The sequence below is a fragment of the Rhodococcus sp. JVH1 genome, assembly GCF_000280725.2.
GTDB lineage: Bacteria > Actinomycetota > Actinomycetes > Mycobacteriales > Mycobacteriaceae > Rhodococcus_F > Rhodococcus_F jostii_A.
Genome location: NZ_CP166290.1, coordinates 994,397 through 1,014,409, shown reverse-complemented (window position 1 = coordinate 1,014,409; position 20,013 = coordinate 994,397). Strand labels below are relative to the sequence as shown.

Annotated in this window: 22 protein-coding genes and 1 pseudogene; 7 read left to right on the top strand and 16 right to left on the bottom strand. The window is 65.7% G+C overall.

Features of this window, described 5'->3' with window-relative positions:
• The first annotated feature begins 469 nt into the window (after positions 1–469).
• Positions 470–862 (top strand): hypothetical protein, encoded by a 393-nt coding sequence (locus JVH1_RS42300; protein WP_009476017.1) that lies wholly within the window; start codon positions 470–472, stop codon positions 860–862.
• A 125-nt stretch (positions 863–987) separates the two neighbouring features.
• On the opposite strand, the gene JVH1_RS42295 is transcribed toward JVH1_RS42300, so the two are convergent.
• Positions 988–1,158, bottom strand: coding sequence for a hypothetical protein (locus JVH1_RS42295; protein WP_009476018.1), 171 nt, complete (start codon positions 1,156–1,158; stop codon positions 988–990).
• Between the two features lie 104 nt (positions 1,159–1,262).
• On the opposite strand from JVH1_RS42295, the gene JVH1_RS42290 reads away from it, so the two are divergent.
• From JVH1_RS42290 to JVH1_RS42275, 4 genes are all read left to right on the top strand, one after another.
• Positions 1,263–1,976, top strand: coding sequence for a hypothetical protein (locus JVH1_RS42290; RefSeq protein WP_009476019.1), 714 nt, complete (start codon positions 1,263–1,265; stop codon positions 1,974–1,976).
• A complete protein-coding gene (locus JVH1_RS42285) occupies positions 1,976–2,632 on the top strand; it encodes an RES family NAD+ phosphorylase (protein ID WP_009476020.1) in 657 nt (218 codons plus the stop codon). The genes JVH1_RS42290 and JVH1_RS42285 overlap by 1 nt, the downstream gene beginning before the upstream one ends.
• A 607-nt stretch (positions 2,633–3,239) precedes the next feature.
• A complete protein-coding gene (locus JVH1_RS42280) occupies positions 3,240–3,698 on the top strand; it encodes a hypothetical protein (protein WP_009476021.1) in 459 nt (152 codons plus the stop codon).
• Positions 3,699–3,912: 214 nt separating this feature from the next.
• Entirely contained in the window at positions 3,913–4,203 is a 291-nt protein-coding gene (locus tag JVH1_RS42275) for a DUF4193 domain-containing protein (protein WP_009476022.1), read from the top strand.
• 114 nt (positions 4,204–4,317) lie between these two features.
• Here JVH1_RS42275 and JVH1_RS42270 read toward each other — a convergent pair whose 3' ends face one another.
• From JVH1_RS42270 to JVH1_RS42255, 4 genes are all read right to left on the bottom strand, one after another.
• Complete coding sequence (locus JVH1_RS42270) at positions 4,318–4,629, bottom strand: hypothetical protein (RefSeq protein ID WP_009476023.1); 312 nt, start codon at positions 4,627–4,629, stop codon at positions 4,318–4,320.
• 379 nt (positions 4,630–5,008) lie between these two features.
• Complete coding sequence (locus tag JVH1_RS42265) at positions 5,009–5,674, bottom strand: ScbR family autoregulator-binding transcription factor (protein ID WP_009476024.1); 666 nt, start codon at positions 5,672–5,674, stop codon at positions 5,009–5,011.
• Between the two features lie 255 nt (positions 5,675–5,929).
• Entirely contained in the window at positions 5,930–6,118 is a 189-nt protein-coding gene (locus tag JVH1_RS42260; RefSeq protein WP_009476026.1) for a hypothetical protein, read from the bottom strand.
• Between the two features lie 776 nt (positions 6,119–6,894).
• Entirely contained in the window at positions 6,895–7,173 is a 279-nt protein-coding gene (locus JVH1_RS42255) for a hypothetical protein (protein WP_043779888.1), read from the bottom strand.
• 1,464 nt (positions 7,174–8,637) lie between these two features.
• On the opposite strand from JVH1_RS42255, the gene JVH1_RS42250 reads away from it, so the two are divergent.
• Positions 8,638–8,838, top strand: a complete 201-nt coding sequence (locus JVH1_RS42250; protein ID WP_009476030.1) for a hypothetical protein — start codon at positions 8,638–8,640, stop codon at positions 8,836–8,838.
• Between the two features lie 210 nt (positions 8,839–9,048).
• On the opposite strand, the gene JVH1_RS42245 is transcribed toward JVH1_RS42250, so the two are convergent.
• Positions 9,049–9,687: an RES family NAD+ phosphorylase gene (locus JVH1_RS42245; protein WP_009476031.1), complete on the bottom strand. Its 639-nt coding sequence runs from the start codon at positions 9,685–9,687 to the stop codon at positions 9,049–9,051.
• Positions 9,688–9,693: 6 nt separating this feature from the next.
• Positions 9,694–10,290 (bottom strand): hypothetical protein, encoded by a 597-nt coding sequence (locus tag JVH1_RS42240; RefSeq protein ID WP_009476032.1) that lies wholly within the window; start codon positions 10,288–10,290, stop codon positions 9,694–9,696.
• Positions 10,291–10,835: 545 nt separating this feature from the next.
• On the opposite strand from JVH1_RS42240, the gene JVH1_RS42235 reads away from it, so the two are divergent.
• Positions 10,836–11,162 (top strand): hypothetical protein, encoded by a 327-nt coding sequence (locus JVH1_RS42235; RefSeq protein ID WP_009476035.1) that lies wholly within the window; start codon positions 10,836–10,838, stop codon positions 11,160–11,162.
• Between the two features lie 451 nt (positions 11,163–11,613).
• Here the strand turns inward: JVH1_RS42235 and JVH1_RS42230 are convergent, their stop codons facing one another.
• The 9 genes and pseudogenes from JVH1_RS42230 to JVH1_RS42190 form a co-directional block, all read right to left on the bottom strand.
• Positions 11,614–12,480 carry a TIGR03619 family F420-dependent LLM class oxidoreductase gene (locus JVH1_RS42230; protein WP_371113190.1) on the bottom strand — a complete coding sequence of 289 codons (867 nt, stop codon included), beginning with the start codon at positions 12,478–12,480 and terminating at the stop codon, positions 11,614–11,616.
• 82 nt (positions 12,481–12,562) lie between these two features.
• Entirely contained in the window at positions 12,563–13,696 is a 1,134-nt protein-coding gene (locus tag JVH1_RS42225) for an acyl-CoA dehydrogenase family protein (protein WP_009476038.1), read from the bottom strand.
• Positions 13,693–15,186 carry a class I adenylate-forming enzyme family protein gene (locus JVH1_RS42220; RefSeq protein ID WP_009476039.1) on the bottom strand — a complete coding sequence of 498 codons (1,494 nt, stop codon included), beginning with the start codon at positions 15,184–15,186 and terminating at the stop codon, positions 13,693–13,695. The genes JVH1_RS42225 and JVH1_RS42220 overlap by 4 nt, the downstream gene beginning before the upstream one ends.
• An 11-nt stretch (positions 15,187–15,197) precedes the next feature.
• A complete protein-coding gene (locus JVH1_RS42215; protein WP_009476040.1) occupies positions 15,198–15,500 on the bottom strand; it encodes a hypothetical protein in 303 nt (100 codons plus the stop codon).
• Between the two features lie 37 nt (positions 15,501–15,537).
• Positions 15,538–16,626: a phosphotransferase family protein gene (locus tag JVH1_RS42210; protein WP_009476041.1), complete on the bottom strand. Its 1,089-nt coding sequence runs from the start codon at positions 16,624–16,626 to the stop codon at positions 15,538–15,540.
• On the bottom strand, positions 16,623–17,915 hold the full coding sequence (locus JVH1_RS42205) for an acyl-CoA dehydrogenase family protein (RefSeq protein WP_009476042.1): 1,293 nt from the start codon (positions 17,913–17,915) through the stop codon (positions 16,623–16,625). Before JVH1_RS42205 ends, JVH1_RS42210 begins: the two co-directional genes overlap by 4 nt.
• A gap of 46 nt (positions 17,916–17,961) precedes the next feature.
• On the bottom strand, positions 17,962–19,104 hold the full coding sequence (locus tag JVH1_RS42200; protein WP_009476043.1) for a thiolase family protein: 1,143 nt from the start codon (positions 19,102–19,104) through the stop codon (positions 17,962–17,964).
• Positions 19,101–19,388, bottom strand: a complete 288-nt coding sequence (locus JVH1_RS42195; protein ID WP_009476044.1) for a Zn-ribbon domain-containing OB-fold protein — start codon at positions 19,386–19,388, stop codon at positions 19,101–19,103. Before JVH1_RS42195 ends, JVH1_RS42200 begins: the two co-directional genes overlap by 4 nt.
• A 9-nt stretch (positions 19,389–19,397) precedes the next feature.
• Positions 19,398–19,547 (bottom strand): annotated as a pseudogene (locus JVH1_RS42190) (zinc ribbon domain-containing protein); the annotation flags it as partial.
• Between the last annotated feature and the right edge of the window lie 466 nt (positions 19,548–20,013).

Genomic DNA, 20,013 nt, shown 5'->3' with positions numbered 1-20,013 from the left:
CAACCCTGCGCGGCCGGACAAGAGCCGAAGCCTTTGCTTCCGACGTCCGTCGCATCAACTGCGCATACTAATCGGTTCGTTTCAGTCGCGGACACCACCCGGCAAACATTGTGACACCGTGGAACCGCACGGCGTCCACGGGTTGATTCTCCCGAGCCGACCGGTGTCATCTACGTGAATGACACTGCACATCAGTAGAAGTGAGCCCCGATTGGCGGCAATCCGATAACCGCGGGCTCAACGCGCGGCTCCCGGCCGGCGCACCACGGAGAAAGATACGCACGCTGCAGCTATCACGCCCGCGACCGATTACCCGCCTCTGCTCGCACCCACGTCGACGCGGCCAGCCGACGTCTCCACTGGAGTCCGTGATTCCGGCAAACCGTGGTGGATATCCGGCGGAAGATGGCCTCACATCGCCCGACAGGACCGGTCATGAGGGATTCATTGCGACCCTGTCTGCCGCCTGGTGACGCTGACTGCCGCGATCGTCGGTGCACCTGCCGTGTTCGCGGCACCGGTCGATACGGTTCTGCCCGTGCCGGTGGCCGGCAACACGTTGTCGTTTCAGTATGCGACGTGGATGGGCATCTGCCAGGGCCGCGTCATCGCGCGAACCGACACCGCGACACCGGGTCTGACGTACTTCCGCATGGCGACCGGATGCACCGGAACCGCGCATTGGCGCAACCTCACCACCGGCGCGGCCGGGGATGCCGAGGTGCGCGCATCCCACTCCCCGCAATCACCGCCACCGGCGGCCGCCGCGACCGGGGCCGGTGTCCTCGTCGCCACCATCACCCTGGGCATCCCCTACAGCACCACATTCTGGCCGGGGATGGGCATGTGGACTGTGCCCTGACCCGGTAAAGGTGGGCTGTTTCCAAGCGCGGGGATGACGTGGCAGCGCATGCCAGACCCTTCGGTGACGTCACCTGGGTGCGACCCCTTCACACCGGTGACCAGCACCCCGGGCTCTGCACGGCATCAGGTGGGATCCCACGGTGATCGTTCGAGACTGTTGAACTCATCGAGGACCTGGTCGACGGCGGTGGTCGGGACGCGGAAGTCGTTGCCCTCCGAAGCCCGCAGGCGGTCACGCACGTGGGCGAGCATGGCGCGTTCACACTCGACGTCGGCTGCGGTGCGGTCTCTCACGGTTTCATCCTGCCCTGAGTGCGGTGATCAGCAGCAGGCCCTTCCGCTGGCCGCAACGGAAGCAACGATGTAATATTGCGGTGCAAACGTAGCAAGGAGTGCTCATGTCGACCCACCGATCGATCTCTCCCCGGCGACACCACAAGCTCGCCGGCTACCGGCTGCGCCCCGACACCGTCACCGGCCGCTACACCCGCGCCGGCGACCGCCCGCAAGGCATTCCGTCGCCGGACGAACGGCACCGTTTGTCGGATCTGTCGACCCCCGAACTGATCGACGTCGTCGCCTCCGAACTCGCCGCCCGCCCCGAGATGCACCTGGTCCGCAACCAGGTGACCGCGCTGCTCGCGATGGCACCGACCCTGACCGACCGCACCCAGGCCGCCCGGATCGGCGCCGACCTCGTCGACGACGCCATCGCACAAGCCGACCTCGAGCAAGCCGCCCGCCGGCACATCCTCGACCACCCGATGCTCACCGCCGGCCAGGTCGCCGCCACCCTGCACCGGCCCGCAGCCGACCGCACCGTCGCCTCCCGCCTGCGCACCACCGGCAAGGTCGTCGCCCTGCCCGTCGGCAACAGCTACCGGTACCCGGCATTCCAGTTCGACGAGGCCACCGCCTCGGTCCGCGACACCGTGGCCGCCGTCAACACGGCCCTCGGCGCCGCTGATGACCCATGGGGTGTGGCGTCGTGGTGGCTGACCCCCTCCACCCGCCTACCCGAGGGGCAGACCCCAGCCGACCTCGCCGCCGACCCCGACCCCGCCACCGGCCGGAAGCTCGAGCGGCTCGCCTCCGCGGTGCTGCCCGACTGATGCCGAACATCGAACCACCGGCCGCAGGACTGCTCCGGCCGGCGCACCGAACCGTGCTGACTGCCGGAACAGTGGTGTGGCGGGTGCACAGCAGCCACCGCGCCCCGCACGCCCCGAACCCGACGGCGCAGCCCGACGAACTCGCCGGCGGCCGGTTCGACTCCCTCGACGGCAGCTACGCCTACCTCTATATCGCCGACAGCCCCGACGGGGCGATCGCCGAAACCATCTGCCGGGACCTCCCCTTGGACCCCACGATCGCGCGGATCGTTCCTGCCTCCGCCGTGACCGGCCGCACCCTGACCGCCCTCACCGTCACCCGCACCCTCACCACCGCCGCACTCCACGGCCCGCACCTCTCTGCGGTCGGACAAGACCTCTGGCTCACCAAATGCGAAGCCCGGCACTACGTCACCACAAGGCGGTGGGCGAACGCCATCCGCGCCGCCGACCCCGACATCGACGGCCTCGCCTACCGGCCCCGGCACAACGAAGACACCCTCGCCTGGATCCTCACCACCAACCCCGCACTCACACCCCACCCCGACCTGACCCTCGACCCCACCACCCCACCCCTGCCCCTCGACCAGCGCCCCGGCCGCGACCTCGTCGCCCGCATCATCGCCGACCACAGCGCCATCCTCTCCCCTACCTGAGCCCCATTGAGCCGCACCAGCGTCAACGCCCTTCGACACACGACATCGAGGGTGATGCGTACCGACCGCGACGAGCGGCAGTCGCGCTCGTCTCTGTGAACGATCCGTCGGTGGACGAACCCAGCCGAGAAGTGCGTGCGCGCAGACCACGAAGGAAGGTTCGGCCTCACCCAAAGATTTCCCGCAATCACTGCTCACCAGCCTTCCAGAATGGCACGGTCGTCGCTGAACTGCTTGCGCACTGGCTATGCGCGATTGTTGAATAGCGTTACTTGACAATGAGTCTCAGGCAAGAAGAACCAACGTTCACGCATGACTTCGCGTTTACCTCGAGCACACCGTTCGCGGACACGACGGGTAAGGCAACCCGACGGATCCTCGGACCGGGCTCGGCGCCGCGGCAACGACGCCCCGAACCCCGATCACCTACGGGCCCGCCGTGGCGCGAAGAGCCGGTGTAGGCATCGTCCGAAGCGCCGTTCCCTCGACCGACGTGCGTCCGGGCACCTAAACAGGCACCCCACCCCGCCGGATGGCCGGTCCGGATCCGTGGGTGATCGCGAACTATGGAAGAACCCGATCAGTTCTACACCCGCCAGAGGCATCCATGCTCGAAAATCCCGCCCCACCGCCGAGGACGTCACCGGCAACGCTCGACCCCTCCGCTGCAGAAGCAGTCGTCCCGTGCCGGGCTCACCCCGAGCGCATCCGGATCGGCAACCGCGGCGCCCGTCGGCGGCGCGCGGGCATCGCCGTTCCCACCGACTCTCCCGAACTCAACTGGCTACGGCAGTCCCTGCGCGTCTGCGACCTGCTCGCCAGCGTGCACTCCATCACCCCCGCGGACCGGGCGCTCGTTGCCTTCGCCATCGAATGGGCGCCCTACGGCGGCGCCGACGCCGAGGACTTATTCATCAAATTCGGCGTACAACGGAACAGGTTCCTCCATCTACTCCAAGCCGCGATGACCCCGCGACCATCAGACCTGGGGCACCTGCGCAACGTCAAGACCACCCTCTGCAACGACCTCCTCCGCGCATGGAACGACACCCACCACACAATCTGAAGTAGCGCCGCAGGATTTCAGCACAGAGGCGTCCGTGGGCAACACAGAACCGCGCCCGAACCACGAACAGAGCCGGCAACCGGCAATCTCCATCCGGGGGCGCATTCGGTTGCCGGACCGACATCACTGGGCAATGAAACCCCGGACGTGTGTCGCGTCGACCGACCCTCTAATCTGGCGGATCCGAACACCCAGAGCATGAGGTACAACAACCATGGCCACCGACTACGACGCCCCCAGAGTCACCGAATCCGACGAGAGCGACACGTCCCTCGAACAGCTGACCGCCAGCCGGAAAGACACGCAGTCCCCCGTCGTGGACGTCGAGGATACCGACACCGCCGAATCCTTCGAACTGCCCGGCGCCGACCTGTCCGGTGAAGAACTCACAGTCCGCGTCATCCCCAAGCAGGCAGACGAATTCACCTGCACCAGTTGCTTCCTCGTCCATCACCGCAGCCGACTCGCCGACCCCGCGCAGCTGATCTGCCGGGACTGCGCCTAACCGAACACCGAATCCCTGCCGGGCACCTCCGACGCCTTCGGGCTCCTCACCGCACGGGGCACCCCACATCCCCGGGGGCCGGGACCCGTCGGCGGGCGGCGCGGGGTGCGACCGTCACTCTCCCCGGTGCCGGCCGGATGTGCGCACGACCCGATCGCGGTCCGGGTCCGGGATGGGGTGGTGGAAACTCGGATCGATGGTCAGGTCCTCGGTGTCGGCGAAGACCAGTCGCCCGTCGTCGACCGCGATCGCCCACCGATGCACCGGCGCCCACTCGTGCCCACCACCACCGGGGTCGGTCACTGCCGCATAGTCCTCGATGATCTCCCCGATGACGTCGGCCGCGGCGCTCCTGCGGACCAGCACCCGGACACCGACCGTCAACACCGGGCCATCGACCGGCCGGTTGCCGCTGTTCCCGGCCATGCTGCGCCACCTTTCCGCTCCGCGAACACCCCGGGATCGAGCATAAGCACCGCCCGCACCCGGCACGCGAGCGGACCTGCACTAACACCGCCCACGCACGCCGCGCTCCGCGGCCGCCCTCTCAACACTCCCGCCCATCGCCGCGGCGCGCAACGCCCCTGGCGGGCACGACACCCGGACCCGGCCGCTGCCCGGCACCGGCCATCCCCACCTCGACGACACCGAGGCTCACACCCCCGCACCGGTGCGCGCTGGAGCAGGTCCGGTCACCGGCCGTACTCATCCCGCTGTTGTGCCGATCGCGGTCGCCGCGTCGTGCGGATGGCGCACTTATCGGTCTGCAGCAAGCACGTGCAGTCGTTCCGGCGCGCTGAGCGCACTAATCCTGACCGCCGGGCGATCCGGTGACGGCAACATCGGTGCGGGCCGCCCGGATCCGCATCATGCCGGAGTGCCGGGCGGTCGGCATGATCCCCGGCAGCAGGAACCCCCACATCTCGTCCACCCGCTGCTCGAGATCCACGCGATGGGTCAGGACCTGAGACAGGGTCTGGACCCCGGTGAACGCGCCGATGACGAACCGCGCGAACGTCGGCGGGTCGATAGTGTCCACAAGGTCGCCCTCGGCGACCGCACGCGCCGCCAACCCTTGACAGGCGGCGATCCAATCCAAGTACGGGCCCGCGGGGCCACGGTCGTCGGCGCTGAGCTCGAGGGTGATGCGGATCCCGGCCCGCACGATCGGATCCTGCACGATCTGCCGGGCCATCTCGTGGCAGAGCATCACGATCTGCTCGATCGCCGACGCCTCCTGCGCGGCGATGGCCTGCACCGCGGAGATGGAGATCCGGTGCTGCTCGGCGATGATGTGCCGGGCCAAATCTTCCTTGGACCGGAAATGAAAGTACAAGGCCCCCTTCGTCATGCCCGCCGCCTCGAGGATCTCGACGAGACTGGCGCCCTCGAACCCGGACTTGTCGAACATTTCCGCTGCCCCGCGGACGATCTGCGCCCGGGTCACCGCCGCCCGTTGCTGTTGCACCATCTACCGCACCTTCCGTGCCCTTCGCCGCTGCAGCCCTTGGTCAAGATTGGGAGCGACGTCGCCCCGGGGACTTTCGATCGCACCCCATGCAGCCTGCGCGACGCTACCACCGGCACCGGCGCGCCGTACCTCCGGGAAACCCGCGTCCACCTGCACAGCCGCCGACACCCGCTCACACGAAAACAGACCACGGTGCCGCTTCTTCGGTGGGCGCCGCCCGGTCAGCTCCAGCGCCATCGCGGCTCGGGTGTGTCGCTATCGGTGGTCGCGGTACTGCTCGGCGATCTCGTCGGCGTCCCGGGCCAGCCAGGTCAGCTCCCCCACCGATTCATCCCCAGGTAAGAGCAAATCCGCCCATCGGCGCTGCGGCCCGCGGACGCACACCAATGCCAACCCGGAATCGGACAACGTCTGCCACAGCTGCTCACCCGCCGACGACCCCATGGCACGCATTCAACCGCAACACACCGCACTTACCCGAGTAACAGACCGGCCAGTCCGACCTCGCCGACGATCTCTCATTGCCCGGGCGGGCAGAGTTCGGCACCAGGCGAGTCGATCGGTCAGGCACCGAATCCGCCCTGGCAGAACAAAGGCCCGTACTCGAATGCATGTATTTGAATCGGCGAGCCTGCACCGACGGCCGCCGGCCGACGTACGGGCCACCGAGAAAGTCATGTGGCCTGTGTCACATTGCGCCGGTTGGGGTGGGCGGCGGATCTACCATTTCCTCGCACCGGAACACGACGGAGCAGGTCACCAAAACAATACGGCGCCAGCCAAACCTGTACTGGCTAGCAGGGCTTGGCGCACTGTTCCGCCGAGCTCCGTGGATCCGGTCGCTATTTCCACCCGTAGCACATCCGAGGAGACATCAGCGACGCTGACCACCCCGGTGCACCAACGCGGAACCGCGCTTCTCGACCGGAGCGCGTCTCCCGGACGCGCACTGCGTGAGGAGCGCGGTCAGGATTCACGCGGCGGGTACCGGTTGTACGTCCCGGCGAGGCCCGGCCGGAGGGGACTGCACTCCGACCGGGCCGCTTCGGCTCACCTGGGCGTGCCCGCATCGAGGGGGCCTCTGGCGCATATGTCACAGCGGCCGAGATGGTTTCATCTTCGTTGATCTTTAAACTGCGGGTTCGCAGGTTGTGGGCTCAGCCCACCCCGTAACGACAGTCGCGAGCCACCACACGCACTCCCGGCTTACGTCGTCGGCTTCACCCGACACAGATCAAGACACCCACGACCGCTACTGCGACCAGCGAGGCGCCGCCGCAGATCAACCACGCCCGCGTCGCCAGCTGCCGCCACCGATCGCACCGCTCGTCCACATCCGCGACAGCGACCGAGCCCACCGGATTCGGATGGGACGCCCGGGACTCCGCAAGGCGGCGGACCTTCGCGTCCGCTCGTGCCGCCACACCCAACGAGACGGGCACCACCAGAAGCGCCACCACCAGCAGGCCAACCATGAGACCTACGCCCGTCCCGAACATCATCGTCCCTTCCACAGCAAACAGGGCCCGTCACGGGTATCGCGCGTTGATCACCGGCCACGCGAGGCCACGGGCACAACCACGCCCCTGTCAGCTCTATCGCCGAACTGCCACCTGGTGTTTCACTCGCCAGGCATCGGCGCAGGACCAGGAGTCGCCGCGGGACTACACGCCGGGCATCGGGAACTTCCACACTGCCACCACAACCACGCCCATGATCAGCCCCGCGTACAGAACAGTGCCAACCACACCGACCCGCAACGTATTCAGCAGATTTATACCCAAGTTTTAGGCGATCCGTGCCATGACAACTCTTCTCTCACGTGCAGATAATTCTCGACTGCCACGTCGACGACGCGCACCAGCCACTTTGGACCGACTTCGGCATTTGCACATTGGCCGAAATACCTACACCCATACCCGAAATTAGGTCTGGAGGCTTTGGGTCTCAGCCTAGGGTTGCAACCGAACGCCCCCGAGCACCAGACTTCTCCCACAAATTCAGCTGTGGTCTGCATCACATGAGGGGTGTTCAAACCATGCCTGACCAAGCATTTCGCGACAACTGCACAAATCGTGCGAGCCTTGCCGACCACCCGCCAGCACTGAACCGACCGGGCCGTTGGTCGTCAGCGTCCACGGCAAGTGAGCGGCTCGCCACACATACTCGATTGCACAGACAGTTACGAATAGGCCCGGACACGCTGCAGCACAGAACAACCAGTGGACGATACAAGCTTGTCGCTCAATCACTCGATGCCGAAATCCGCCGGCACTGTTGTGGCGAAGCAGAACTCATCGGGTCCGGCGGTACCACCCCCTGTTGCCGGATCGCGCCGACCCGTGACCGAGAGACTGCCACCGGATCGCACACCGTGAAAGAAGACGTGAAATCGCACTTACTGGTCGGTAATTCAGGTTGCGGAGAAAGTGCAATGGCATGGATCACACTCCCTGGACTTCCAGGGTCCGGCTCACGAAGATCAATTGTGCGCTGCTCGTTCCTACGTGCAGGTTGTCCGTGTAGCGCCCCTGCCAGCTGATATACATCGTTGGCGGGGGCTGCGCTTGGCCGCACCACAACACATCAACCGTGTCGCCGCCGCTGTTCGCACCTGTGACGCGGCGAGCCTCGGCTGACGTGTCACCCCTCGGAGCGAATCCCCCTCGCCCCCATCTCGTTCGTCTACTTCTGCGCACGTCCATCCTCGACGCCGCCCTTCGACCGCCCTGACACGACGCAGACCATCGGCGAACCCGAAGTCGGCAGATCGCCTCCCGACTCCTACACGAACCCCAGTGTCCACCAGTCATAGTCGACTGTTTCGGACCGTTACGTCGCAGAGCCGACACCGACAACCGGACCCAATGGCTGACGTCTCCACACGATGCCGCGACGTGTGTGCAGTCCCATGGAAACGGGCGAGGAACGTGCGCGCGTTTCGCTGCCATAGTGTGTTCCCGGTGGGAATCGAACGAATGTCGCTGGAGTTGCCGGCCGGCGCGGCCCGTGACGGCGCGGAGGAGAGGGCGGTCGCGCAGTTGCGCGCGCAGGGCGTCCGCGCCTGGTCCGATCTGTCCCTGCAGACGGTCTTGACGACCGATTCGCCCGGGATCAGCCGGTACACCTTCACCTACTGGGTCGACGAGAACGACCGTCACTAACCACCCCAGCGATCACCCACCGCCCGGCGATCTCGCACGCGACGATCCTGTGCTGCCGGCACCATCGAGGTATCCGCCCAGCACAACCCGCTTCGAAGGTACTTTTCGGCGCGGCCGCGTCGCCGGCCTCTACCTGACGTCCCGCTCCGCCCCGAATCAGCTGCAAGGCTGTCGCGACCTCGGCGTGCCGCTGTCTGCCGGCACGCGGGATCAGGGTCCGAGCGCGGCGTTGTGCGGGGTGAGGATCGCACCCAACAGGTAGTGCCCGTCGGCGGAGTCGAGCGCGATCACCCCTCCGGCGGCGGTGACGGCGGGGTGGGTGTGCGCGGCCGGGTCATCGGCCAGCATCCAGGCGAGGGTGTTCTCGTCGTGCCGCGGCCGGTACTGCACGCCATCGACATCGGGGTTCGCGGCGAGGATCGCGGCGACCCACCGGCGGGTGTGCAGATACCCGGAGGGGTCGCACTTGGACAACCAGGCGCCGGCATTGATCCGGGACGCCCCGGTCCCGGTCAGATCCACGACTTTCACCGTGCGGGTGGTCCGCAGTTCACTCAGGACCCGGCCGGCGACCGTCGCCCGCGGGATAAGCCGCGGGGACTTCTCGACCGGCAGGTTGCGGCAGAGGGTCTCGGCGACCGCCGCAGCCGGACTGTCACCGAGGTACAGGTAGCCGTAGGAGCCGTCGAGACTGTCGAACCGGCCCCCAACCCTGACGCGGGGCCGGGCGGTGGGGTTCAACTCCGCGGCGCCGCGGGTGGCGCTGTGGATGCGCCACAGCGAGGTATCGGCGGGAATGGTGGTGATCAGGGCAGCAGGCAGCGGTGTGGGTGGATCCGGGTAGGTCACGCGGGTTCAGTCCTGCGTCAGGTCGTCGGCCAGGTCCCGCAGATCCTGCTCGTGCCCACCGTCGACGGCCAGCGCGGCCGGGGATCGCGGGTCGTCGGCGAAGTCGGTCGGGCTGAGCCACCAGGACGCCACCCCCCACGGGTCGCCCTTCGCGTCGAGGGCCCGGTTGAGCTCGGCGACGATCGGGCGGACCTGCCGACGGTCGGGATCGAACTGGAACGCCGGGTAGAGCTTGTGCCCCGATACCGGCAGCGCGATCACCGTGCCGGCCGCCGACAGGCGGCTGGCGGTGTTCCGGCTGGTGGCCGCCTTCCCCAGGACACGGCTGACGGCGGTGGAGTCGAGCATCTCGTGCTTCTCGACGATCGCGTTCAGCACGGACGCGACGATCCGCGTGCGGGCCACCGCCGCGGCGGCCGGGTTGGCGACCGCACGCTCCTGCTGACGCGCCAGCGCGGGGCTCATCGACAGCAATGCCGTCACATCGTCCCGCACGGGACGCAGGGCCGGCCGCCGGGCGAACTCCTCAACCAACAGCTCCACGAGGTCCGGATCCGACAAGGCATGGATCGAGTCGCGGGCACGATCACGGTCGACCAGCATGTCCACCACCTCCATTTGTGCCAACAGTGTACCGCGTACCATCCGTGTCACGATAGACGGGCGGACGGACTCGACACTGGCACCCTCTCGCCGATACTGCGCCAATCAGCGGGTCCGCAACACGCGCCCCACCCTGCCGCGCCGACATAAATCGGCATTCGCACTCAGCGACATCGCGGGAACCGCCTCGGCTCCCCAGACAACGAAGCGCCCTTCGCTCGACAACCGAGCCAGCACCGTCCACCCCTCGGGCCTGGGCGAATGTCCACGGCCACGGAGCCCGGGGTGGATACACCTACGCAGCGGGCGGCGAGGTCATGAAATTACTTAGCGAAAAGAGTTAGCACTCACACGATACGAGTGCTAAATTCGTATGGGGTCTTCGTCACAAGCGACAGACCCTCGATCGAGTCGCAACCCTCGACCACCGAAACGGCTTCGACAACACCGTTCCCGTTGCGCCCGAACAGTTTCGAAGACACTTTCGGTCTCGTCAACCCTATGTGCCCCGTCGACCCGACTCGTCAACCGTGAGAAGGAGGATCATGACCGCCGCCGTCCCCGACAGCCCCGGTGCCGACCACCGCATGTGTTCCCCCCTCGACGACACCGGGATACGGAAACAGCATGGGTCGCGGTTGCCCGCCATGTCGATCACCCTCGGGGCGCTGTCCGTGGCGTCGTTCTGGGTGGTCGGACTCGGCTTCCTCTTCGGAGTGGCCGCGGTGGCCTGCGGCGCCCTCGCCACCTCGCGGTCCGCGGTGGCGGACGACGAGGCGGCATCGTTGCGGGCCCTCCTGGGCGTCGTTGCCGGCGCCGCGGGGATCACCGTCTCCGCGATCGCCCTGTTCCCCATGCTCGCGCACCTGTGAACCGAGAACTCGGCCCACACATTTGCGGTCATCATCCTGCCTGACCCACACCACCCCGGCACCACCGTCCCTGACCAAGGGTGACACCATCGCGACCAACAGGCCTCGGGGTGCCGCACCACCGGAAATCACGTGGGATCACATGGTGATAGTTCGACACTGGTCAGCTCATGGAGAGCCTGGTCGAACGTGGTCGTCGGGATGTGGAATCCTCGCCCTCCGGCGTGCGGAAACAGTCGCGAACGTATGCCAGTTCACGCGCGAGGTCTACTGCTGTTCGATCGCCCACGGTCTCATCCTGCCCTGAGTGGGCGGGAATCACACTGCGACGATCGACGAACGTGAAGACACGCAGCATCCGGTTCACGGGAGGGGATTTGGCGTTCGAGCAGCTCCGCCAACTCCTCGATTGCGACCTCCACGGTGCCGAACAAATGTTCAGACGCCTGATTTACCCCGCGGCAATGCGATCGACCGGCCGCACGCCCAGATCGTCGGCTGCCTTCGCCAGATTAGCGCGCCGCTCTTCGACGGTGGCACCCTTCCAGATCGAGTCCGCCCACACGACCAGGTTGGTCATGCCGCAATCGTGGTACCGCTGTAGCTGAGTCACGCTCGTTGCGTCGACACGAACATAGCAAACGAATTCGTCTGTTTTACCGTACTTTTCACGTAACTGTGCTATCTCGGTTACCAGTTCCAGCGATCCCTCGAACGAGGGCGTGCCTGACGTGAACCATCCGTCTCCGAGCCTCGCTGCGCGGTCCAGCGCCTTGGGTCCGTTTCCTCCCAGTATGACGGGGATGTCCACCTTTCGCGAATGCATCTGCACTGAGCCGATGTGGAAGTGTTTGCCATTGTGCACGAACGGTTTCCCGGACCACGCCGCCCTCAGCACCTCGATGCACTCCTCTGTTCGCGACATCCGGGTCCTGTAGGGCACTCCGAGTGAAGCGAACTCTTCCTCCAACCATCCGGCACCGACGCCGAGTAACACTCGGCCCCCGCTCAATTCCTGAACGGTGATGGTGGTGCGCGCGGTGAGCAACGGATGGCGCAGTGGGGCCAGGTACACGGCGGTACCGAGTCGGATCCGTGTCGTCGAGGCCGCGATCGCCGCATGCACCGCCCAGGGGTCGGTCAGTTCGGTGTCGGTGTCCAGGATCGGGCCGGCATGGTGACTGTGCGCCTGCGTCCCGTCGGTCGGATGATCACTTCCGTACCCGATCGGATGGAAGATGTGTTCACCGAGCCATAGCGCATCGAATCCCAGTTGGTCCGCTGATATCGCCAACTCCAACAGGTCGTGACCTGTCATGCCGAACGCGGACAATCCAAGTGACGTCACTGGCCTTCCTTTCGTGATCTCCCGAGGCATCTGGGCGTTCCGCCCCCATGCGTCAACTCAGTGCGAGTTCGAGAAGGCGCTCGGCATGATGCTGCGGCGTGCCCAGCAACCCCGCACTGCTCAGCGCCCGCCGATAATAGAGATGAGCAGGGTGCTCCCAGGTGAATCCGATACCGCCGTGGACCTGAATACACTCGCCCGCAGCGAGAACTGCTGCGGGAGCGCATGCCATTGCCACCATCGCGGCCGCGCGCGACAGTTCGTCGGCGGTGCCCTTCGCTGCCGCCCAGATACCGTGCTCGACTGCAGACTCGGCGCTCTGCACGGCGACCGCCACCTCGGCGAGCTTGTGCTTGATCGCTTGGAATGAACCAATGGGCCTTCCGAACTGTATGCGTTCACGTGCGTACTCGACAGCCATATTCAGGACGGTCTTCGACTGTCCCAGCTGTTCGCATCCGATTGCCAGCAACGCGAGATCGCGGGCACGGGCGAGCAGCTGTCCGGCGTCGCCGACCGTACCGATCAACTCGGCCGGTGCATTTTCGGCCGTGATCACGGCCAGCGGCCGCGTGGGATCGAGTGTATGCATGGCGTCCCGCCGCAGGTGTTTGCCTTCGACGGCGAAGAGGGTGCACCCCGAGCCGTCTCGGACCGGTATCAGGATGAGATCTGCTGTTGCTCCGTCGATCACGAACTCTGCCGTTCCCGACAGGGTGTATGCGTCGGGCGTCCGTTGTGCAGTGAAGGGAGCGGACTGTTCGGCGTATGCGTGGTCACCGATCAGGACCGGATCGAAGATGACGGTGGCGGTGGCCTCTCCGGCGGCAAGCCGAGGAACCCACGTGTCCGAAACTTCGCAACCTGCTGCAGCGAGAAGAACTTCGGTGGCGACGACGGTAGTTAGGTAGGGCACAGTGGCCAACGCTGCTCCGAGTTCCTCGAGGACCACAGCGGCCTCTGCGAAGGTCGCCCCCACCCCGCCGAGAGCCTCGGGAACTGCCAGGGCAGGCGCCGCGAAATCTCCACTGAGTGCCGACCACAGCTCCGTGTCGGTGCCACCGGCCGACGCCGTCTCGGCCCGTTCGAGGAGATTTTCGGGTGGATTGACCTTGCGGACCATCGCGATGATCGATTCGCGAAGCAGTATCCGATCTTCGGTGGCTTCGGAGTATTCGAGGATCATGCCGTCGCTCCTTCGAGACGGGCGGCCAGTTCGGTGCGAACCTCACGACGCAACAGCTTCCCGAGCTCGTTGTAGGGCAACTCGTCACGATAGTGGATCTCGGCGGGAACCCGGGTCGAGCGCAGGGTCACGCGGACCAATTCCTGCAATTCCTCGACGCCTGCGGCTGTGCCGGCAGCAAGCACCACCACAGCTTCGACGCGCTCACCCCACTCCGGATCGGGCACACCGACCACGGCGACGTCGGCCACAGCTTCATGGCTACGCAAACAGTCCTCGATCTCCGCCGGAGCAATGTTCTCGCCCCCGCGGACGATCACATCGTCCGCGCGGCCGTGTAGGAACAGGTAACCATCAGCGTCGAGATGCCCATGATCGCGGGTGGGGTACCACCCTCCCTCCCCCATTGCCGAGTGCGAAAGGTACTCCCCTGACACTTGTTCGCCGCGCACCCAAACTTCCCCCGCCGCACCGGCCGGTAGCACTGACCCATCGTCGGACCGCACCTCGAGTTCGATCGACGGGATCGGGCGGCCCACCGAGCCGAGCCGCGCGCGAACTGACGGGTCGGTACTGGCCGCGGCGACCCGATGATCGTCAGGCCCCAGAACCGCGATGGTCGAGCTGGTCTCGGTGAGACCGTACGCATTGACCAAATCGACTCCGGGTAGCAGTGCGAGAGCGCGCTCGACCGTCTCCACCGGCATCCGCCCACCGCCGTACGACAGATGTCGCAGCGCGTCGAGCCGCTGGCCACGCTGTTCGAGCACATCGAGGATCCGGCCCAGCATCGTCGGAACCACCATGGCGTGCGTGATGGCCTCTTCCGCGGCGAGATCCACCCAGGATTCCGGTTCGAACGCGGGAAGTTGAACGATACGACGTCCCGAATACACCGATGTGAGCGCTGAGCTCACCGAGGCGATATGGTAGGGCGGGACCGATACCAGGATCGCTTCCTCGGGACCCGCATTGAAAAACTCGACTGTACTGACCACGTACGGCACGAGATTGCTGCTTCGCAGAACTGCGGCTTTCGGATCACCACTGGTACCGCTCGTGAACAGCAACACCGCCGGTGAACGTTCGTTGCGTGCCGCGACGGCTTCCTCCGCGGTGTCCGGTGTGGACAGATCGAGCAGGCTGACGCTGTCGCTGGACTCGACTCGGGCGGTGAAGTCGGCGCCGGCGACCACCGCGACCGGCGCGAGTCGTTCGAGCGCGCGGCCAACCTGTTGGTCGGTCCAACGGTAGTTGATGGGAGCGAACGGCACACCCGCGTAGCTGCATCCGAACAGCAGCGCAATGCACGTCGGCGAGTTCAGGTCGAGATACGCCAACGCCTGCGCGTCGAGCCGGCCGATCTGAGAGCCGTAACCACGACTCAGTTCGAGCAGTTCGCGGTAGGTCAGACCGTCTCGTCGGGTACCGACGGCGATTCGGTCACCGTCCGCGTCTGCGGCCATTTCCAACAGCATCGCAAGATTCATGGTCGTACCCATCAGTCCGAGGAGGGAAGGGCCTTGGGCACCGACAACTCGAGTGGCCGGTCATCGGCCGATACGGAGCCGGCACCGGGCTTGACGCACAGGACTTCCACGCCGGACTCCGTGTCGATGTACCTTTTTCCCAGCACGGTGCCCGCAGCGAAGCCGGCCGCAGGGGCGCCGACCGCCTCGGTCGACTCGTCCGGTGCCAGCATCGGTGCACCACCGCAGCACAGGGTGATGTCTCCGGTACCGGCGCGGATGACCATGACTTCGGTGCTGCAGACCGCGCTGCGCATTTTGGCACCAGTTTTCATTACATACTCCTCGTTGTTTTCATCGCGGAATTCGATATCAGGACAGCAACCCGAGGGCGCGACGAGCGAGCGGCGGAATCAGTGCGCCACGCTCCCCCATCCGGGCATCGGTGGTCTGACCTCGAACGTAGCGGGCGTAGAGCTGTTGGAGAATCACCGACGTCTTCCAACATCCGAGTGCTTCGTACCAGGCGATGTCGGACAGGTCGAGACTGCTGCTCTTCCCGTATCGGTCGATGACAGCGGCACGGGGCGGCAGGCCGAGTCCGTGCATCCCCGGAACCGCGATGAAGGCCGCATCCGAGTCGGGATCGAGTGTGCTGTCCGGCCAGTAGTTCAACAATGTGCCCAGATCCGACAGCGTGTCACCGGTTGTCGCCATGTCCCAATCGAAGACCGCTGTGACGCGGTCCGGGTCACCCGGCCTGAATTGGCAGTTGTCGATCTTGTAGTCGTTGTGCACGATCCCGCTGCGCTGGCTTCGCGGCTGGCCCTTCACGAGCCGGACCGCGACCTCCCGTATGACGGCCGCGGTCTCCGGCGAGTCGACCTCCGGTTCCACAGCAGCCCAGCGCCTCTGCCAACCGCGGAGCTGCCGGTCGAGGTAGCCCTCGGGCCGGCCCAAATCGGACAGTCCCGCCTTCCCCGGATCCACCTCGTGCAAGTCGGCGAGTGCATCGATCACTGCCAGCCCGATACGTTCGCCAGCATTGTCGGAGCCGGACATCGAGTCAGGTACCCGGTCCCAGACGACGATGCCCTCGCGGTACTCGTTGACGAAGAACTCCGCGCCGATGACCGACTCGTCGGCGCAGTGCAGGAGAGCGCGCGGCGCACGGGGAAACTCGGTGTGCAGCTGTGCGAGAACCTTGTACTCGCGGGCCATGTCGTGGGCGCCGGCGGCGATCGTGCCGAAGGGTGGTCGGCGGACCACCAGTTGCCGATCACCGAAGGTGACCTGATATGTCAGGTTCGCTGATCCGCGGGGGAACTGGAGAACCGAGAAGTCGCCCTCGAGGTCCGGGAGCTGCTCGCGGAGATAGCTTTCGAGCCGGTCCCAGTCGAGTATCTCGCCGGCGCGAACCGGTGCGAGCTCGGCCTGATCGTGGTTGACCTCGGTGCTCATGGCAGTGTGGCCAGATCGAGATGCGCATACTTTTCCTGGGCCGCCGCCTCCAGGGCGGGAAGATGACGGGTGGGAAACAGTCCCGGTGCCGGGGTTGCGGTGCGCAGCAGTTGCTTTGCCACGGTCTGCAGGTGCAACTCGGTGGCCCCGTCGGCGAGCCCCATGTGGTAGCTCTCCATGATCCAGCGCCCGAACGGCAATTCCGTCGAAATGCCCAGTGATCCGTGGATCTGGGCCGCGCGTGAGGTCACGTCGAGGAGAACCTTGGGCATCGCGGCCTTGACCGCCGAGATGTCGACCAGGACTCGCTTGTAGTCGTTGTACTTGTCGATCTTCCACGCGGTCTGCAGCACCAGAAGCCGGAACTGCTGGAGCTGAATCCAGGATTCGGCGATCATGGCCTGCACCATTTGCAGGTCCGCGAGCCGCTGCCCGCGGGTATGGCGGGACACCGCTCGCTCGAGCATCATGTCCAGCGACGCCTTCACCAGTCCTACGGTTCGCATCGCGTGGTGGATCCGGCCGCCTCCGAGTCGGGTTTGCGCGACCTCGAAGCCCTGGCCCTCGTCCCCGAGGCGGTTGCCCGCGGGGATTCGCACGTCCGTGTACCGCATGTAGGCGTGAGTGGCCTCATGGTCCTCATGGCCGGACACACCGACGTTGCGGACGATCTCCACACCCGGGGTGTCGATCGGTACCAGGAACATGGATGCTCGCTTGTGCGGTGCGGCCTCGGGGTCGGTGACCGCCATGACGATGAGGAATGTCGCGAACCGGGCGTGTGAAGAGAACCACTTCTCGCCGTTGATGACGTACTCGTCGCCGTCTCGTACCGCACGAGTGATGAATCCCGTCGGGTCGGAGCCCCCGGCCGGCTCGGTCATCGAGTAGGCCGACATGATGTCACCGTCGATCAGCGGCTCCATGTAGCGCTTCTTGAGATCGGCGCTGCCGAAGTGCGCCAGCACCTCCGCGTTGCCCGAGTCCGGGGCCTGGCAGCCGAACACCACCGGGCCACTGTGGGTTCGCCCGAGGATCTCGTTGAGAAGGGCTAGCTTGAGCTGTCCGTAGCCTCGTCCGCCGAGATCGGGCGTGAGATGGCAGGCCCACAGGTTCCGCTCACGTACCTGCTGCTGCAGCGGGCGGATGAGCTCGTTGCGCTTGGGATCCGTTACGTCCCAGGCGTGCTCGATCAGCCTGTCGAGGGGTTCGACCTCGGTGCGGACGAAGTCCTCCACCCACTCCAACTGGGCCTGGAATTCGGGATCGGTTTCAAAGTCCCAGCTCATCGCATGCTCCTAGAATACGTAGTGAAAGAGGAAAGTTCGTTGAGGGCTACCGGGACAGCACGGTGCACGCGCTGATGCCCGGTGCCCCGTAGACGTGGCTGAAGGCCAGCTTCGGATCACCCGGTACCTGCCGGGCACCGGCGGCGCCGCGTAACTGCACCACGTTCTCGTACACCTGCCGCAGCCCGGTCGCGCCGATGGGTTCACCGTTGGCGATGCAGCCGCCGTCGGTGTTGATCGGGATCCGCCCGCCGATGGCGGTCTCCCCCGCCGCGATCAGCGCCTGCTGCTCTCCGTGTTTGCAGAGTCCGGTCTCGGCCATGTGCATGATTTCGGCCCCCGATTCGGTGTCCTGGATCTGTGCGACGTTGATATCGGCCGGGTCCACGCCGGCAGCCTCGAAGGCCGCTCGCGCCGCTGTCACCGTGGGCCCGTCGGCACGTTCGGGCGAGACCCACGGACTGAACACCTCGAACGAGCCGAACTGACGTGAACGCAGCTCCGCGGCCTCGAGGAACACCGGGGTATCGGTGTACTTCTTCGCCTGATCGGCACGCGCGAGAATCAGCGCTACGGCGCCCTCTGCGGGAGAGCAGAACATGAACTGCGTCAACGGATGGCTGACCATTGTCGAGGACAAGACCTGTTCCTCGGTCATCGGAGTCCGGCGCCACGCATGAGGAGCCAGGGATCCGTTACCGAACGCCTTCACCGCGACCTGCGCGAGTGTGTTCTCGCTGATGCCGTGTTCGGCCATGTACCGCTGAATCTTCATCGCGAAGAACTGGGTGGTCACCATCATGCCCGTCTCGCCGTACCACTGCCCCAGCCCATTCGCCTTGGGATCGGCGTTGAAGGCGCCCTTGGGATGCTTGTCGAACCCGATGGCGATCCCCAGGTCGTGCTTGCCCGATGCGATCGTGTTCACCGCGGACGTCAACGCGCTCCCGCCGGTGGCGCAACCATTGGAGACGTTGATGAACGGCAGGCCGGTCAGTCCGAGTTCGGAGACGAGGGTGTCGGCGTTTCCGGCGGAATCACTGCCACCGTAGGCAAATTGAATGTCCGACCATTCGACACGCGCATCCTCGAGCGCCTGTCGCGCGGCATAGACCGCTTGAGCGCGGCCGCTCACACCCTCGGTCCGCCCGAATTGGTGGATGCCTACTCCGACGATCGCGACCTTCATTTCGTTTCCTTAGTGCTGCCGGGGCCGAACGCGTAGGTCAGGACCTCGGAACCGTCGGCGTCACGGTGGTTGACCATCGTGGTCAATGTCATCGAATCGCCGATCTCGAGTTGGTCTGGGTCATTGACCGTCAGCCGGGCCTCCACGATGACTGGACCCAGGTCGATATATCCGACACCGAACGGGACGAAGTCATCCGGACCGAGGAACGGGCGTTTCGGCCGAAATGCCTGCACGGTGTACGACCACAACGTTCCGGCCGATGGAAGCTCGACGCTGACCATCGAGGAGCCGCTGCACCGCGGACACGTATCCTGCACCGGAAAGGTGACGGTCCCACAGTCGCCGCACCGCCCGCCGAGTAGAACCACACCCTGATCATCGATCCGAAGCACCTCGCTATCGATCGATCTACCTGGCAACGATGCCTGCGTCGGCGTCATTCTCGAACTCCTGACTCGTGTGTCCCGAGGCTCCGCCGATCGACCGCATGTTGCTCGACAGCAGTCATGACGTACCTCCAATTTTCTTCGCCCGGGTCGCGGTCAGGTATCTCAGCACCGACCGGCCCTGTGCCTCGCGTCACTCCCGATACACCGAGCATAATTATCATGAGGAAATTTCGCAATACGGTTTTCACGAGCCAGGGGAAGTGGAGGGAACCCTGCGGCCGGCCGGCTGTCACGGACCGGCAGAATGGGCCCCGAGAGGTACTTTCGGCTCGTCACCGCCGCAATTTTGCAGTGCCGGGGATGGCCGGGCGCCGGCAAGATCGCCCATCCACCTCGTCGTCCGGCGACGCGTCGGTCGATCATCGGCGCGCGCAGTGAGGGTGATCCTGTAGCGTTCGGGCCGCGAGCAGGTTGGGATCGCCGAGCTCGAGGACGAACTGAGATCAGGACAGCTCCG